Here is a 15877-nt window from a genome sequence, read left to right on the forward strand (position 1 = left end):
ACGCGGGAGACCAGTGCATCCACCACCGTTCGGGATGCGCCAGTTGACCAGGACTGGGTACAAGACCCACTCCTGCTCACTGACTAGGAACGGTGGGTCCCCGTGCCCGTCGTGGCTCCGGACGGATCACTTTCCGGGCGGCTGCCCCTCGGTCGCGGAGCGCAGCAGCATGCGCAGTTCGTTCTTGGCGACCTTCCCCAGAGTGGCCCGCGGCAGATTGTCCACGATCCGCACCCCGCGGGGGACCTTGAAGTCGGCCAGATTCTGACGGCATGCCGCCAGGACCGCCTCGGTCAGGACCGCGGCGACCACATTTGGCCGGGCCAGCACGAAGGCGACCGGCACCTCGTCCAGCATCGGGTCGGGCCCTGCGACGACCGCCGCCTCTGCGACACCGGTGACGCTCAGGATGACTCGTTCGATCTCGGACGCCGCGACGTTCTCGCCGCCCACTCGCAGCATGTCTTTGCTGCGGTCGGCATAGCTCAATGCGCCGTCCTCGTGCACGGTGATGCGGTCGCCGGTGATGAACCAGCCGAGTTCGTCGAAGGCCGCTGCGGTGGCGGCCTCGTCATGCAGGTAGCCGCCGAAGAGCGAGACACCCGGGACGCCTCGCACGCGGAGGTCTCCGGTCTCGCCGACGCCGACCGGTTCGCCGCCGGCGTCGAGCACCGCGATCTCGTACTGGGGCGCCGCGCGGCCGATCGTGCCGGCCCTGTTTGGTACCAGCAGGTCACCGGCTATCGGGGCCGATACTGTCTCGGTCATGCCGTACCACCCGATCATCGGGACGTTGAAGGTCTTTTCCGCGGGATGGCCGGATATGCCCGTTCCCCAGCGGGTGAAGCTGTGCCGGTGGGGCACGTCACGGTTGGCCAGGGCGCGCAGCGGAAAGTTGACCTGGGAGGCGAACGTGCAGTTGTGCTTCTGGGCGATATCCCAGAAACGTGAGGCGGAGAAGCGTGGCTGAAGGACCGCTGTCCCGCCTGCCCACAGAGTGGACAGGATCGAGTAGGACTGGGCGTTGGTGTGGAACAGCGGCAGAAATACCTGGGTGACGTCGGAGGGGCCGAGACCGACGTGCGATCCGTTGACCTTGGCCGCCCACATGGTGTTGCTGTGGGTCCACACGACGGCCTTGGGTCGGCCCGTGGTTCCCGAAGTGTAGAGGAGCAGAGCCGGATCGAGGGGTCCGCTGTGGTGCGCCGGGCCGGGCTCGTTGTCCAGCAGGGTGGCGAACCGCTCGCTGCGGCTGGGAAGGTCGGCGGCCGCCGCGGGGTCGCCGGCGTTGTGGTCGGTGACGAACACCGCCTTGGCGCCGGGTAGGGCGTTGGACACGAGTGACACCAGACTGGGCTGGGTGACGACGACCGAGGCGCCTGAGTGGCTGCCGAAGTAGCTCACCTCGTCCTGTGACGACCGGGTGTTCGTGCAGACCGCGACCGCGCCGATCCGGGCGCAGGCAAACCAGGTGAGAATGTATTCCGGGCAGTTGTCCATGTGGATCAGTACGAACGATCCCGGGCCGACGCCGCGCCGGCGCAGCCCTTCGGCGACCGCCGCGACATCGCGGGCGAACTCTGCGTAGGTCCAGGTACGTCCGGTGGCGGCGAACGGCTCCCAGACCAGGAACGGGTGCTTCGGGCGGTTCGCCGCCCGTGTTTCCAATAGCCAGTCGACGGTGCGGCCGGCGATGGTCGTCGTCAACGGGGAGCGCGGAGTGTGGGGGATCGATCGCATGAGAGTCCTCAATCGACGAGATGATGGAACGGTTGCGCGTCGTTGCGCGTCGGCCCTCGACGTCCCCGCCCGGACGCGCAGGGCGGTTCGTCGGTCACTGGCCGAGCGGGCTCAGGGCCGATCGGCGGCGGTTGCGGCCCTGGCCGCTCCGCTCGACAGCACCGCCAGGGCGTCCACTGCTACGACGCCATGGGCCTGGTCCCTGAGCAGTAGCGGGTTCACGTCGAGTTCGGCCAGGTCGTCGGACAGGTCGGCGGCCAGCCAGGACAGGCGTGCGACAGCCTCCGCGGCCGCGTCGAGATCGCGGGGCGGCTTGCCCCGCAGCCTCCCGAACAAGCGACTGCCGCGCAGTGACAGCAGCAGTCGTCGCGCGGTGTCGACGTCGACCGGGGCCGAGGCGACCTGGCTGTCGGCCAGAGCCTCGACCAGCACTCCCCCAAGTCCGACCACGATGACCGGTCCGAACACCGGGTCGCGCTTGACGCCGACGAAGAGTTCGGGACCGGCGGCGGCCATTGACTGGACGAGCAGCCGGGCGTCCTCCACGTGCGCCTCGTGGGCGATACGTAGCAGGTCGGCCGCGGCTTCCCGGACGGAATCGGGGTCGCCGAGCCCGAGTCGCACACCGCCCATGTCGCTCTTGTGCCCGATCCGGTCCGAGAGCAGTTTGACCGCGACCGCACCGCCCAACTCTTTCGCCGCGGTCACGGCCTCGTCGGCGGTCGCGGCTGGACGCGAGGCCGCACACGGCACGCCGTAGGCGGCAACGAGCCGGGTGGACTGGTACTCGTCGAGCTGGACCCGGCCCGCGGCCCGTGCCTGGACCAGCACGTCCCGGGCGGCGGCGGCGTCGATGCCGGTCGGCCGCTGCGGCCTCGGCAGCGCAGGACGGAGGCTGAAGTCCGCAAGCCGGCCCAGGGCCGCGGCGGCCCGTCCTGGATCCGTGTAACAGGGGATGCCGAGTTCGCGGAGCCGTTGCCGCGGCCGGCCGCTGCCGCCGGTCCACACCACTGCAATCGGGCGGTCGGTGGAGGAGTTCGCCGCCGCGATGGCGTCGATGAGTTCGGCCGACTGGCTGTCGGCACAGCCGAGCAGGACGGCGATCATGTCGGTCTCGGGATGCTGCAGGGCCACCTGGAGGCTGCGGCGCAGGATGTCCGGCTCCGCCACCAGTGTGCCGGTGAGATCGATGGGATTGCGTGTCGATCCGTACGCCGGGATGACCGCGGCCATCTTCGCCTGCCACGTCTCGTCCCACGAGCGCACCTCGACTCCGTGCGCCGCTGCGGCGTCCGCCGCCAGAGCGCCTGCGCCGCCCGAGACCGAGAGCGTGGTCAGCCGGCGTCCGCGCAGTCGACGGCCGGTGGCGAAGATCTGTGCGGCGTCGAGCATCTGTTCCGGTCCGTCGACGCGCACGATGCCGTGTTGCCGGGCCACGCCGTCGAACACCGCGTCGTCGCCGGCCAGCGAAGCGGTGTGCGACTGTGCCGCGGTGGCACCTGCTGCCGATCGCCCGACCTTCACCGCGATGATCGGCTTGTCCTGCTCGTACGCATGCCGGGCGGCGTCCAGCAACCTGTGGCCGTCGCTGACACCTTCCAGATAGGCCAGCACCACCTGCGTCTGGTCGGTCCGCACCAGGCCGTCCAGCAGTTCGGCCACCGACAGGTCGACTTCGTTGCCGGTGTTGAGATAGTGCGAGATCCCGATCCCCAGGTTCTGCGACTCGCTGAACACGAACGCGCCGAATGCCCCGCTCTGGCTCAGGAACGCCACCGGCCCCTCGGCCAGCGGGACATCCTCGTCCAGCGCGGAACTGAACGTGGGCATCGCACGGTCCCGGACCGCGATCATGCCGAGGCAGTTCGGGCCGAGCACGCGCACCCCGCTCTCCTCGATTGCCGTCCGGAGGCCGCGCTGGAGCGCCACCCCCTCGGCGCCGAGTTCGGCGAAGCCCGACGCGCCGACGATGGCGACCGGGATTCCCCGGCGGCCGCAGTGCCGTACCGTGTCAGCCGTCTGTTCGGCGGAGAGCATGATCATGGCGAGGTCGATGTCGCCGTCGACGTCATCGATGCTGCGGTAGGCCGGCAGGCCCTGAACGTGACTGCGGGTGGGGTTGATCGGCAGGATCCGCCCGGCGAACCCGAACCGCTTCATGTAGGCAAGCGGCCGACCCGACAGCTTGGTCGGATTGTCCGACGCGCCGATGACCGCTATGGACCGCGGGTACAGCAGTTTACCAAGGGCCTCGCCGCCGCCCTCCGGATGCTGCTCCGGTGCGGTGGTCGTCACAGTGCGACTCCTTCCGTCCACTCGACCGCGCAGGACGAGAGCGTGAAGCCGGTGTAGCCGTCGGCAGCGACCTCGCTGCACTTCGCCCGATAAGCGCCGACCCCGCCGAGATAGGGCATGAAGACCCTGGGCTTGCCCGGCACGTTGGCGCCCATGTACCAGGAGGCGGCCTGTGGGTAGAGGGTGCCCGAGGCGATCTCGGCGACATGTTCGGTCCAGGCGTCCTCGACCTCCACCGTAGTGTCTATCTCGGTGAGGCCGTTGCGGCGCAGATACGCGATGCAGTCCGTGATCCACTCCACGTGCTGTTCGATGGAGACCATCATGTTGCTGAGCACCGAAGGGCTGAGCGGACCGGTGACGGTGAACAGGTTGGGGAAGCCGGCGGAGACCAGGCCCAGGTAGTTGCGCGGGCCGGCAGCCCACTTGTCGTGCAACGCCAGTCCCTGCCTGCCCCGAATGTCGATCGCCGCCAGGGCGCCGGTCAGGGCGTCGAATCCGGTCGCGAAGACGATCGCGTCGACCTGGTACTCCCGGTCGGCGGTGCGTACGCCCTTCTCGGTGATCTCCTCGATCGGGGTGGTACGCAGATCCACGAGGCGGACATGCGACTTGTTGTACGTCGCGTAGTAGTCGGTGTCCAGGCACGGGCGCTTGGTGCCGAGGGGATAGTCGCGGGGGCAGAGCGCCTCGGCGGTCACGGGGTCGGCGACCACGGATCTGATCTTGTCGCGAACGAACTCGGCCGCGGTCTCATTGGCCGCCGGGCTGAGCAGGAGGTCCTTGAAGGCTGTGCTGAGCGCACCCAGCACACCGGAGTCCCAGGCGATCTCGTAGGCGCTCTCCCGCTCCTCGGCGGTCACCTCGAAGGCGCCGCGCGCCGGAAGTTCCCGCGGGATGCCGGTCGGCGAACGGCGCAGTTCCTCCCGGAACTCCCGGTAGCCTGCCTTGCGCTCGCGGATCTCGCCTTCCCGTAGCGGGCGATTGTGGGCAGGCAGGGTGTAGTGCGCGGTGCGCTGGAACACGGTCAGTTCGGCGGCCTGCTCGGCGATCAGCGGGATGGACTGGACGCCGGAGGATCCGGTGCCGATCACTGCGACGCGTTTGCCGGTGAAGTCCACGCCGTCGTGCGGCCAGCGCGCCGTGTGGTGGATGGCTCCGGTAAAGCTGCCGATGCCGGAGATCCTCGGCAGGTTCGCGGCCGACAGACAACCGGTCGCCATGATGACGAATCGGGCGGTGACCCGCTCACCGGAGTCCGTGGTCACGGTCCAGCAGTGTGCGAGGGGGTCATAGACGGCACCCGTCACAGTGGTGTTGAAGTCGATGTCCTTGAGCAGGTCGAAACGCTCGGAGACGTGGCGGGCATAGCGCAGGATCTCGGGCTGGGTGGCGTACCGCTCACTCCACTCCCACTCCTGTTCCAGTTCCTCGGAGAAGGAGTACGAGTAGGCCATGGACTCCACGTCGCAGCGGGCACCGGGATAGCGGTTCCAGTACCAGGTACCGCCGACGCTGCCGGCGGTTTCGAACACCCTGGTGCTCAGGCCGAGTTCGCGCAGGCGGTAGAGCTGGTAGAGGCCCGCGAAGCCCGCTCCTACGACGACGGCGTCGACCTGCTCGGGCGGGGACTGTTGAGAACTGGACATGATGTTCCTCCAGGCCGATGGCCTTCAGGCCAGTGTGATGGTGGTACGCAGCGCCTCTCCGGAGCGCATCTGTGCGAGAGCCTCGTTGATGTCCCCGAGCCCGACCCGGTGAGTGATCATCTCGTCGAGGTTGAGGCGACCCTCGCGCCAGAGCGCGATGACCTGCTCGAAGACGCGATACACGTCTCGGCCGCCGTAGTACGAGCCCTGTAGCGTCTTTTCGGTGAGCAGTTCGTAGAGACTCACCGGAATCTGCGTCTCGGCCGAACCCACACCGATCACCGTGACGGAGCCGCCGCGGCGCGCGGCGTCGAAGGCGGCCCGGACCGCGGCGGAGGTGCCGACCGCCTCCAAGAGATGGTCGAAGCCCTCGCCGCCGGTCCAGCGCGCCGACGCGTCGGCGAGTGCCTCCGGTGCGACCGCCTCGGTCACGCCGAACTTCCGCGCCCGGTCCCGGCGTTCTGCGACCGGGTCGACACCGATGACACACGCGGCTCCGGCCACCCGGGCGCCCTGGACCGCCGCGATGCCGACGCCGCCGAGGCCGATCACTGCCACCGAAGCACCCGGACCGATCCGCGCGGTGTTGAGTGCGGCACCGACGCCGGTGGTGACGGCGCACCCGATCAGCGCCGCGCTTTCGTACGACATGCCGTCAGGCACGGGAAAGGCACCGGCCTCGCTGATCACCGTCTCCTCGGCGAACGTACCGGAGTTGATGAAGGAGTGGACCTCCTGCCGGCCGATGCGGAAGGTCGGCGCAAAGTCGCCCGCGCCGACGACGCAGAGATTGCCCTGGCCGCGGCGGCAGGCGGGACAGTCGCCGCACGGTGGCCGCCAGCAGATGATGACGCGGTCGCCGGGCTTGACCCGGGTGACGTCCTTGCCTGTCTCGACGACCTCGCCAGCCCCTTCATGCCCCAGGATGACGGGGGTCTGACGGATGAGGGTGCCGTTCATGACGGATAGGTCGGAGTGGCACAGGCTCGCGGCGTGGACTCTCACCTTGATCTGGTTCGGACCGGTGGCGACGGTCTCGACGTCGTCCCGGACCTGGAGTCTCGTGTCGCCGATCGCGTGGAGTACTGCGGCTCGCATGACTGACGGTCCTCCTTGGGGCCGGTTGAGGGAGGCCTGGCCATCGCGTACGGGCGATGGCCACGCCGCAGGTCCGCCCTTCGGTGGCGGCCCTGTGAACCACCGGGGTCATGGCGGACTGTCCAAGGAGCCGAGCGGATGCGCTCCGAACCGCGTGCTCAGTTCGCGGGTGATGTCGTCGACCGCGTACCGGAATGCGTCGAGGACACCAGACATCCAGAAGAAGCCGTGGATGAAACCGTCGTAGCGGACCACACGCACCTCGACTCCCGCTTCCTGGAGCCGACGGGCGTACGCCTCGCCTTCATCGCGCAAAGGGTCGTACTCGGCGGTGAGCACCAGGGCTGGGGGTAGTCCGGCGACGCTTTCCGCACGCAGCGGCGCGGCGTAGGGGTCGGTGGCCTGCCCTGCGTCGGCCAGGTAGTGGTCCCAGTAGAAGAGCATGGAGTCGCGGGTGAGCAAAAAGCCCTCGGCGTTCTCCTCGTACGAGGCGAAAGGCGAGCCCGCAGCGGGTGCGGTCACCGGATAGATCAAAACCTGGCAGGCGATCCGGGGCCCGCCTCGGTCGCGGGACATCAGGCAGACCGCCGCTGCGAGGTTGCCGCCGGCGCTGTCCCCCGCGACCACGAGCCGCTCGCTGACCGCGCCCCACTCCCCGGCGCGGGCGTACAGGTCGGTCAGTGCGGCATAGCAGTCCTCGACGGGCCCGGGGAACCTGGTTTCCGGAGCCAGCCGGTAGCCCACGCTCGCGATGACCGCCCCCGTGGCGTTGGCGAGCTTACGCAGCGGGCGGTCGACGACCTCGATACCGCCCACGACCCAGCCCCCGCCGTGGAAGTAGACGAGGAGCGGTCGCGTACCCGTTGCCCCGTCCGGTCGGTAGACCCGCGTCGGGAGGCGGCCGGCCGCCCCGGCCACGAAGGTGTCGGTCACCTGGGCGACCGGGTCCAGTTCGCCCTGCAGCGCGATCCACCCTGCGGCGGCCTCGCGCGCCACGGTCACCGGCACATCCATCACCGAGACCCGGCTCTGTTCTTCGAACCGGGCGATGAGCGCCTCGGCCTGCGGGTGAAGGGGCACGCTGCTCCTCGTGAACGACCTTGGGTCGCCTGGTGCACGCACGGACGCGCGCCCGACTGCCGTCGATGGGGAGCGGCGCGGCCTCTCGGCCGGGGCTCCGGAAATGTATTGCCAGGGTGCCGAATACGGCGGCCCTGCACGACTCGTACGCTAAAGCACTCGGCGGTCCCCGACTAATACTGAAGTTGATATATCTGATTCCTTTGCATGACCTAGTCGGACCTGACCAGCGCAAAAGGACCGCACCACGAGTTCGCCGGCCTAATTCGCCTCTGCTGCCATGCCGGTCGAGGGTTGTTACGCAATGCATCGACGACTACGGTGCGTTTTGGGCCCAGAGCAGTCTCCGTCGAACAGGGCGACAGCCTCTTCACCGTGAGAATGCTCCCCGAGCTCGTTTGCCCGCGCCCATGTGCCGGGCTCACCCACCGCAATCCGCGAAATCGGCGGACTACGCCCAGCACGTTCGTGTCCGATTGACCGTCAGGAACAAGCCATGCCGTCGCACCGCGCCACCAACCCGTACGGCGCTCTCTATGCCCCGGATCGGCGTGCGACGGCCGCGGCGGCCCTACATTTCCGGCCCCCGTCCGGTACCCGGACACCGAGGGCAGCCGCCGCGAGACCGGAGTGAGGTCCCTTATGAGTGCACGGGGCGACAGGCCCGCACACCGCCGAGCCGCAGTCGTCGGCCTGGGGCTGACCGAGATGGGCAAGGTATACGGCTCGACCGCACAGCAGTTGGCGGCCGAAGCGGTCAAGCGGGCCGCCGACGACGCCGGTCTCAGGCTCTCCGACATCGACGGCCTGCTGGTGTCCGCAGGTGTGACCCGTTCGGTGGACCTCAGCCTGCAGGTCGACCTCGGCCTGCACGACCTGCGGCTGCTCACCCAGATGCAGTCGTTCGGCTCCACCGCGGGCGCCATGGTGCAGTACGCGGCTATGGCCGTGGAGTCCGGCATGGCTGACACCGTGGCATGTGTTTTCGCCGACGCTCCGCTGCAGCCGGGGCGCAGCACCGGTTCGGTCTACGCACAACCGGCCGCGCCCCGCGGCTGGGCGGGGCTGCTCGACGCCAGCGGGTTCGCCGGTCCCAACACGTTCTACGCGCTCGCCGCTCAGCGCCACATGCGGACCTTCGGCACCACCAGTGAGCAGCTCGGCGCCATCGCCGTGGCACAGCGGGCCTGGGCCGGGCTGAACCCGCTCGCCCAGCTGCGCTACCCGATCACCCTCGCCGACCACCAGGAGTCCCGGTTCGTCGTCGAGCCGCTCCGCCTTCTCGACTGCTGCCTGGTCTCCAACGGTGGCATCGCGGTGATCGTGACAACCGCGGATCGTGCCGCGTCGCTGGCTCAGCCGCCGGTGTCGGTGATGGGCTGGGCCCAGGCCCATCCCGGAAAACGGATGCGCCGCGACGACGACTTCGGACTGGTCAGCGGAGCCGCGCAGTCCGGTCCCGCCGCGCTGAAGATGGCCGGCGTCACCATCGACGACGTCGATGTGCTGGAACTGTACGACTGCTACACGTACACCGTGCTGCTGACCCTGGAGGACTACGGGTTCTGCGACAAGGGCGAGGGCGGTGCGTTCGTGTCGGAACCGGGGGTACTGGGACCCACGGGCTCACTGCCGCTGAACACCGGAGGCGGCCAGCTCTCCTCCTACTACATGTGGGGCATGACCCCGCTTTCCGAGGCGGTCGTCCAGGCGCGCGGCCAGGGCGGCGAGCGCCAGGCGCGCCGCCACGAGGTGGTCCTCGTCTCGGGGAACGGCGGCTATCTCGACTTCCACAGCACCTTGGTGCTGGGAGGCGCATCGCACTCCTGACACCGGTTCCACACTCATCGACCAGAAAGGTGCAGCCATGGTCAACGGCCCGATCAGCCGGGACAGCGCCTCAGCGGACTTCTTCGACGGCACGCGTGGTGGCCAATTCCTGCTTCGCCGCCGTCGAAGCACCGGCGAGTACCTAGACGCGCGGAGCCTACCCCCGCCCTGCGACGAGACGGACTGGGAACACGTGCCGGCCCGCGGCGGCGGCAGGGTGGTCTCATGGGCCACGGTGCACGGCAGGAGAGTGGACGGACACGAACCTGACCGCACCGTCGTCGGCATCGTCGAACTGGACGAGGGGCCGTGGTGGTGGTGCCGACTCGTCGGCACCGACCCCGAATCCGATCTGGGGGACCTGCGCGTCGAGGTGGAGTTTGTGCCCTCCGGCACAGAACCCGAACATGAGACAGTGCCCGTCTTCCGTCCGGCCCGTCCCGGCCATCCCGAGTCCCGGAGTGCACGATGAACGCAACCGAGCCCGCTGCCCTGGTCGTGCGGCGCGGCCACGTCCTGGTGGTCACGTTGAACCGGCCCGGCGCGATGAACGCCGTCAATGCCGAGGTCAGCACAATCGTCGGGCAGGCTCTGGTCCGCGCCGAGGAGGACCGCGAGATCCGGGCCGTGGTACTGACCGGCGCGGGTGGCCGGGCCTTCTGCGCCGGTGCGGACCTCAAGGCGGTGTCCCGCGGCGAGTCGCTGACCGCTCCTGAGCATGACGACTGGGGCTTCGCCGGCTTCGTTCGGCATCCCATCAGCAAACCCATCATCGCCGCCGTGAACGGCTACGCACTGGCTGGCGGCCTGGAGCTGGTGCTGGCCAGCGATCTTGCGGTGGCCGCCGAGTCCGCATCCTTCGGCCTACCGGAGGTTGCCCGCGGGCTGTTCGCCGCGGCCGGCGGAGTGTTCCGGCTACCGCAGCAGATCCCGCCGAAGATCGCAATGGAGATGATCTCCACCGGCGAACCGATCGATGCGCCGCGTGCCTTGAGTCTCGGGCTGGTCAACCGCGTCGTGCCGGACGGCGCGGTGCTGGACGCGGCGCTGGCGCTGGCCGACAGGATCAGCGACAACGCGCCGCTGGCGGTACAGGCCGGCAAACGGTTGGCAACGGGCCTGGCCGAGGGCTCGTTGCAAGCGGAAATCGGCGCCTGGCTCCGCAACGCCGACGAGATCTCCCTCATCAAGACCAGTCAGGACTTCACCGAAGGCACCACCGCGTTCGTCGAGAAGAGGCAGCCCGTATGGCGAGCCCGGTGAGCCGCCCGTTCCCGCATACGGGTACGGGTACAGGTACGGCGGGATGTTGCCGCAGGGCGCCGGGCCGGGGACGCCGGAGGTGAGCGCCAAGTCCGACGTGATGATTGAGCGCAGCGGTCCAGTGACATGGGTGACGTTCAACCGCCCGAACAGCCTGAACGCGTTCACTCCCCAGATGCTCACCACGGCAACGCAGGCCATCGAGGCGGCCGGCCGTGATCAGGGCGTGCGCGTGATCGTTGTCACCGGCACGGGCCGGGCCTTCAGCTCCGGGGCCGACCTGTCCGCGCGGGCCGACCCCGACTACGAGGGCGGGCCGGCCACGATCAAGGGCGTGAACGGGTTGGTCCGCGCCCTGCGCACGGTACCCAAACCCGTGGTGGCCGCGGTCAACGGGCCTGCTGCCGGCGGGGGCTGCTCGGTCAGCCTCGCCGCCGACTTCATCGTGGCGCGGGAATCGGCCTACTTCCTACTCGCCTTTGCCAACGTGGGCCTGATGCCCGACGGCGGCGCCACCGCACTCGTTCCCGCCGCCGTCGGCCGCGTCCGGGCCACCCGGATGGCGATGCTGGCCGAGCGGATTCCGGCGCCGCTTGCCGCGGAATGGGGCCTGATCACGCAGGCGGTGGCGGATGACTCCTTCGATTCCTCGGTGGACTCGCTGACCACCCGATTGGCCAAGGGCCCGACTGCGGCCTTCGCACAAACGAAGCACGCCTTCAGTGCTGCGGCGATCTCCCAGCTGGACCAGGCATTCGCCGTGGAGGCCGCCGGGCAGTCCGTGCTGACGGGCACGGCCGACTTCGCAGAGGGCCTCGCGGCCTTCGTGCAGAAGCGGGCGCCGGACTTCTCAGGCAGCTGATCCCGCGGGGTCGGTCCCGGGGCGGGACTGTCCTACACCGGAATCGTCTGCACGGCCGCTCGTCCAGGCCATGCGGCCTCACATTCAGGCCGCCGCCCGCCCCAACCCTCATGTCCAAAGGCAACTATGTCTGCGGACGGTATCAATCGCCGACCGGCTCGGTATTGGACGCGGAAATCACCGAAAAGTAGCGTAGAAACCGTCCGCGGAATGCCGACCCGACCATTTGGTCGGTTGTGCCGCTGCCTTCAACCGGCCTGCACGCAAGATCAATGAGGAGAAACAATGCGTATCGGCAACCTCTCGGACAGGCTCACGGTCTTCACAGAATCAGGAGCCGTCGATGTGCAGAAGGCCAGTCACGGGCGGTTCGGCCCCGATCCCCAGTCCGTCTACGGGCGTTGGGACGAGTTTGTCGAGTGGGCCGGACAGGGGATCGGCACCGCCGACGCATCTGCCTTCGCAAGGGAAGACCTCGGGGCTCCCGCACCGCGGCCCACCCAGGTGTTCGGAATCGGCGCGAATTACCGTGCGCACGCTGACGAGGCCCGTCTGAAGACGCCCGAGTTTCCGGTGGTGTTCACGAAGTTCCCCACGTCGATCACCGGGCCAATCAGCGACGTCGTGCTCTCCGGGCCGAAAGTGGACTGGGAGGCCGAGCTCGTCGTGGTCATCGGCAGGCTGGCGCGCAACGTCGCCGCCGAGGACGCCTGGGGGCACGTCGCAGGATTGACGGTGGGCCAGGACCTGAGTGACCGCACCGAGCAGATGAAGAACCAGATGCCCCAGTGGAGCCTCGGCAAGTCCTTCCCGGGTTTCAGTCCCATGGGGCCGTGGCTGGTCACCCCCGACGAGTTGGCCGATCCTGACGACCTCCAGATCAGCTGCACCGTCAACGGCACGCAGATGCAGTTTGCCTCGACTTCCGGTCTCCTGTTCTCCGTGCCCGCCTTGATCGCAGAACTGTCGGCGAAGCTGCCTCTTCTGCCGGGCGACGTCATCTTCACCGGCACCCCGGGCGGAGTCGGCGCGGCCCGCAAGCCCCCCGTCTATCTCAAGGCCGGTGACGAGCTCGTCACCATGGTCGAGGGCGTCGGCGAGCTCAGGCAGCGTTTCGTCGCCGCGTGATACTGCGCGATCGGCACTACGTCCAGCATCGAATCGGAAGAGGGGAGACGGCCGGCATGAGTCACGACGTCCGCCAGTTCGGCATGTTGATCGACGGACGCCTGGTACAGGGACGGGGCGCGCTCCTGGACATTCTCAACCCGGCGACCGAAGAAGTGGTAGCGCGGGTGCCGGACGCCACCGACGACCAGCTCGCGGCCGCAGCGGATGCCGCGGGCCGGGCCTTCACCACGTGGCGCTCCGTGCCCCTGGCGGAGCGGCGCCGCATCGTCCGCGCCATGGGCGGGGTGGTGCAGGAGAACGTCGACGAACTGACCGCCCTGCTCACCAGCGAACAGGGCAAACCGCTGTCCTCCGCCCGCAAGGAGGTGGAGAGCGTCGTGGCGTGGGCCGATTGGCTCGCCGCGTGCGAGTTCCCGGAGGAGGAGACCCGGGAGGACGACACACACCGGCTCCGTATACGCAATGTCCCGCTGGGAGTCGTCGCGGCCATCGTGCCGTGGAACTTCCCGGTCGCGCTGGCATTTCGGAAAATCGGGCCGGCACTGCTCACCGGTAACACGGTCGTCGTCAAGCCGTCTCCCTTCACTCCTTTGACAATGCTGCGCTTCGCCGAACTGGTCCGGGATATCGTGCCCCCAGGAGTCGTCAACGTCATCAGCGGCGGAGACAGCCTCGGCCCCAGGCTGACGTCCCAACAGGGAATCCAGAAGTTCTCTTTCACCGGATCCACCGTGACCGGGAAGAAAGTCATGGACGCGGCGGCGCGCCAGCTGGCCCGGGTCACTCTTGAACTCGGCGGCAACGACGCCGCCGTCGTCCTTCCGGACGTGGACCTCGACAGCGTCGCCGACGCGATCTTCGAGTCGTGCTTCCGCAACAGCGGCCAGGTCTGCCTGGCGACCAAACGTGTCTACGTCCACGACGACATCTACGACGAGTTCGCCACGAGGCTCGTGCATGTCGCGGCGCAGGCCCGGGTGGGCAACGGAAAGGATGAGGGTGTGACACTCGGCCCGGTCCAGAACCAGGTGCAGTACCGAAGGATCGTCCAGCTGATCGAGCAGTGCGAACGCTCTGGACTGGCTTTCCTACTCAAGGGGGAGGTCCCCGACGGGCCGGGATACTTCATCCATCCCACCATCCTGGACAACCCCCCCGACGCCGCCGCCGTCGTCTCGGAGGAGCAGTTCGGTCCGGTGGTCCCGCTGCTCCGCTTCCGGGACGTCGACGACGTCGTGGCAAGGGTGAACGATTCGGAGTACGGACTCGGTGGATCGGTGTGGAGCGCCGACCTGGAAGCCGCGAGCCGCATCGCCGAACGCATCGACTCCGGGGTCGTCTGGGTGAACGAGGCCCAACGCGTCCTGCCGAACTTTCCCGTGGCCGGGCACAAGGCGTCCGGAATCGGCAGCGAGAACGGGATCGAAGGTCTGCTGCAGTACACCAGCCCGCAGGTAATCTCGGTGCGCAAGCCCTAGTTGCCCCCGTGTGCCGGTCGTCGGGGCGCGCATGCGCTGCGTACATGCGCCACCGACGGGCGGTGCCCGCCTGACCTGTACGAGCCGAGCAGGGTCGGACAGCGGGCTAGTGCCGCGCCCGAAACAAGTCGGCCACGTCGTCGACAAGGGCGACCAGGGCCGACAGCGCCGGGCTGGGATCGTCTTCGCTCCAGGCCAGGGCCAGCGGCAGCGGCGGGATTTCCGGGACCGGCACAAGAACGACGCCCGGTAGCCTGATATGGCTCACCGAGAGTGGGACGAAACCGATCCCGGCGCCAGCGCCGACCAATGACATGATGGCGTGCACATCGGGCGCGGACTGGATCACCTTGGGACTGAACCCGTGCTCGAGGAAGGCGCTTTGGACCACGTTGGGAACTGTGCCGCCGCGTTCCGTCAGATAGTTGATAACCAGTTCGTCGCGCAGGTCGCGCAGCTCGGCGTGCGGGCGATCCGCCAATGGGTGGTCGGCGGGCAGTGCCACGGCCATGTCCTGCCGGACGATCTCCCGGACGGCGATCTGCGAGCCCGGCACCGGCAGCCGCACCAGGCTGGCGTCGATCTCGCCGCGGCTGAGTCTGTCGGAAAGGTCACTTCCGTACACCGGGCCGACCACGTCCAGCCGCACGTTGGGACGCTGCTCGCGGTACATCCTGGTCAGCACCATGAGTACCTCGTACGACGCGGGGCCGCTGAACCCCAGCCGGACCACGCCGGTCCTCCCCGCAGCCACCTCCGTGGCCGCGCGCCGTGCCGCGTGCACACCATGCACGGCACGGCGCGCCTCGTACAAGAACGCCTCGCCAGCGGGAGTGAGGGCGACCTGCCGGGTGGTGCGGAACAGCAACGTCGCGCCCACATCGCGCTCAAGTCGCTTGATCTGCTGTGATAGCGGCGGCTGGGCGATGTGTAGCCGCTCTGCGGCCCGGCGGAAGTTCAATTCCTCGGCCACGACGATGAACGCTTCGATGTGCCGGAGCTCCATGAACCAGCTCCCCTCGTCCTGACGGCCACCCGACGGGGCGGCGACCACTCCGCGCACGGTCAGGCCGGCCTGTCCGGCAGACACCCACGAAGTACTTGCTTGGTCAAGTAGATCCCGAGATTCTCGTCTGCGCAAGAGGCCCAGGTGCCCTGTTCGGAAACGCCGAGCAGAGGCCGTTGCCGGTCGGCGGCCGGGCCGCGGAGCCGACGGCAGCGGCCGCGGAACTGAGGTCTGCGCGCGCGGGGGCCGCCGTTCGGGCGGACTCACGCCGCTGGAACGGCCGCGAAGACCTGCGGTCCGTCGCCGTCGGCGGCCGATCGTAGCCGGGTACGCGTCCTGTTCGGGTATGCCCCGATAGGCGTTTGCCCGCGGACTCCTTGTTGCCCGGGCACATTCCGGCCCAGGAGGCCAGGTGGGCGGCGGTGGCGAAGCGGTCCATGTCCAC

The 15877-nt window shown here is 68.7% G+C and carries 12 protein-coding genes and 1 pseudogene; 6 read left to right on the forward strand and 7 right to left on the reverse strand.

The features are described 5' to 3' along the window. Window positions 1-126: 126 nt before the first annotated feature. The 5 genes from ACWDA7_RS41615 to ACWDA7_RS41635 form a co-directional block, all read right to left on the reverse strand. Complete coding sequence (locus ACWDA7_RS41615; protein ID WP_450611883.1) at window positions 127-1740, reverse strand: AMP-binding protein; 1614 nt, start codon at window positions 1738-1740, stop codon at window positions 127-129. Window positions 1741-1851: 111 nt separating this feature from the next. Further along, window positions 1852-4035: an acetate--CoA ligase family protein gene (locus ACWDA7_RS41620; protein ID WP_450611885.1), complete on the reverse strand. Its 2184-nt coding sequence runs from the start codon at window positions 4033-4035 to the stop codon at window positions 1852-1854. After that, complete coding sequence (locus ACWDA7_RS41625; RefSeq protein ID WP_450611887.1) at window positions 4032-5684, reverse strand: flavin-containing monooxygenase; 1653 nt, start codon at window positions 5682-5684, stop codon at window positions 4032-4034. Before ACWDA7_RS41625 ends, ACWDA7_RS41620 begins: the two co-directional genes overlap by 4 nt. A 24-nt stretch (window positions 5685-5708) precedes the next feature. After that, entirely contained in the window at window positions 5709-6782 is a 1074-nt protein-coding gene (locus ACWDA7_RS41630) for an alcohol dehydrogenase catalytic domain-containing protein (protein WP_450611889.1), read from the reverse strand. A 108-nt stretch (window positions 6783-6890) separates the two neighbouring features. Further along, window positions 6891-7862: an alpha/beta hydrolase gene (locus ACWDA7_RS41635; RefSeq protein ID WP_450611891.1), complete on the reverse strand. Its 972-nt coding sequence runs from the start codon at window positions 7860-7862 to the stop codon at window positions 6891-6893. 642 nt (window positions 7863-8504) lie between these two features. Here ACWDA7_RS41635 and ACWDA7_RS41640 point away from each other — a divergent pair. From ACWDA7_RS41640 to ACWDA7_RS41665, 6 genes are all read left to right on the forward strand, one after another. Beyond that, complete coding sequence (locus tag ACWDA7_RS41640; RefSeq protein ID WP_450611893.1) at window positions 8505-9692, forward strand: thiolase family protein; 1188 nt, start codon at window positions 8505-8507, stop codon at window positions 9690-9692. A gap of 37 nt (window positions 9693-9729) precedes the next feature. After that, entirely contained in the window at window positions 9730-10164 is a 435-nt protein-coding gene (locus ACWDA7_RS41645) for a Zn-ribbon domain-containing OB-fold protein (RefSeq protein WP_450611895.1), read from the forward strand. Beyond that, window positions 10161-10955, forward strand: coding sequence for a crotonase/enoyl-CoA hydratase family protein (locus ACWDA7_RS41650; protein WP_450611897.1), 795 nt, complete (start codon window positions 10161-10163; stop codon window positions 10953-10955). Before ACWDA7_RS41645 ends, ACWDA7_RS41650 begins: the two co-directional genes overlap by 4 nt. A 79-nt stretch (window positions 10956-11034) precedes the next feature. Then, window positions 11035-11817 (forward strand): enoyl-CoA hydratase-related protein, encoded by a 783-nt coding sequence (locus ACWDA7_RS41655; protein WP_450611899.1) that lies wholly within the window; start codon window positions 11035-11037, stop codon window positions 11815-11817. 504 nt (window positions 11818-12321) lie between these two features. Beyond that, a complete protein-coding gene (locus ACWDA7_RS41660) occupies window positions 12322-12945 on the forward strand; it encodes a fumarylacetoacetate hydrolase family protein (protein ID WP_450611901.1) in 624 nt (207 codons plus the stop codon). Between the two features lie 56 nt (window positions 12946-13001). Next, window positions 13002-14426 (forward strand): aldehyde dehydrogenase family protein, encoded by a 1425-nt coding sequence (locus ACWDA7_RS41665; protein ID WP_450611903.1) that lies wholly within the window; start codon window positions 13002-13004, stop codon window positions 14424-14426. Between the two features lie 106 nt (window positions 14427-14532). On the opposite strand, the gene ACWDA7_RS41670 is transcribed toward ACWDA7_RS41665, so the two are convergent. Both ACWDA7_RS41670 and ACWDA7_RS41675 read right to left on the reverse strand, forming a co-directional pair. Further along, window positions 14533-15432 carry a LysR substrate-binding domain-containing protein gene (locus tag ACWDA7_RS41670; protein WP_450611905.1) on the reverse strand — a complete coding sequence of 300 codons (900 nt, stop codon included), beginning with the start codon at window positions 15430-15432 and terminating at the stop codon, window positions 14533-14535. A 334-nt stretch (window positions 15433-15766) separates the two neighbouring features. Continuing rightward, a pseudogene (locus tag ACWDA7_RS41675) lies at window positions 15767-15877 on the reverse strand (transposase); the annotation flags it as partial.

Source organism: Streptomyces sp. NPDC001156 (genome assembly GCF_053598275.1).

Bases quoted from the DNA above. Each gene is read 5' to 3' on its own strand.
- ACWDA7_RS41615 (WP_450611883.1), bottom strand. From the start codon at position 1,740: ATGCGATCGATCCCCCACACTCCGCGCTCCCCGTTGACGACGACCATC.
- ACWDA7_RS41630 (WP_450611889.1), bottom strand. From the start codon at position 6,782: ATGCGAGCCGCAGTACTCCACGCGATCGGCGACACGAGACTCCAGGTC.
- ACWDA7_RS41665 (WP_450611903.1), top strand. From the start codon at position 13,002: ATGAGTCACGACGTCCGCCAGTTCGGCATGTTGATCGACGGACGCCTG.
- ACWDA7_RS41645 (WP_450611895.1), top strand. From the start codon at position 9,730: ATGGTCAACGGCCCGATCAGCCGGGACAGCGCCTCAGCGGACTTCTTC.
- ACWDA7_RS41640 (WP_450611893.1), top strand. From the start codon at position 8,505: ATGAGTGCACGGGGCGACAGGCCCGCACACCGCCGAGCCGCAGTCGTC.
- ACWDA7_RS41625 (WP_450611887.1), bottom strand. From the start codon at position 5,684: ATGTCCAGTTCTCAACAGTCCCCGCCCGAGCAGGTCGACGCCGTCGTC.
- ACWDA7_RS41670 (WP_450611905.1), bottom strand. From the start codon at position 15,432: ATGGAGCTCCGGCACATCGAAGCGTTCATCGTCGTGGCCGAGGAATTG.
- ACWDA7_RS41650 (WP_450611897.1), top strand. From the start codon at position 10,161: ATGAACGCAACCGAGCCCGCTGCCCTGGTCGTGCGGCGCGGCCACGTC.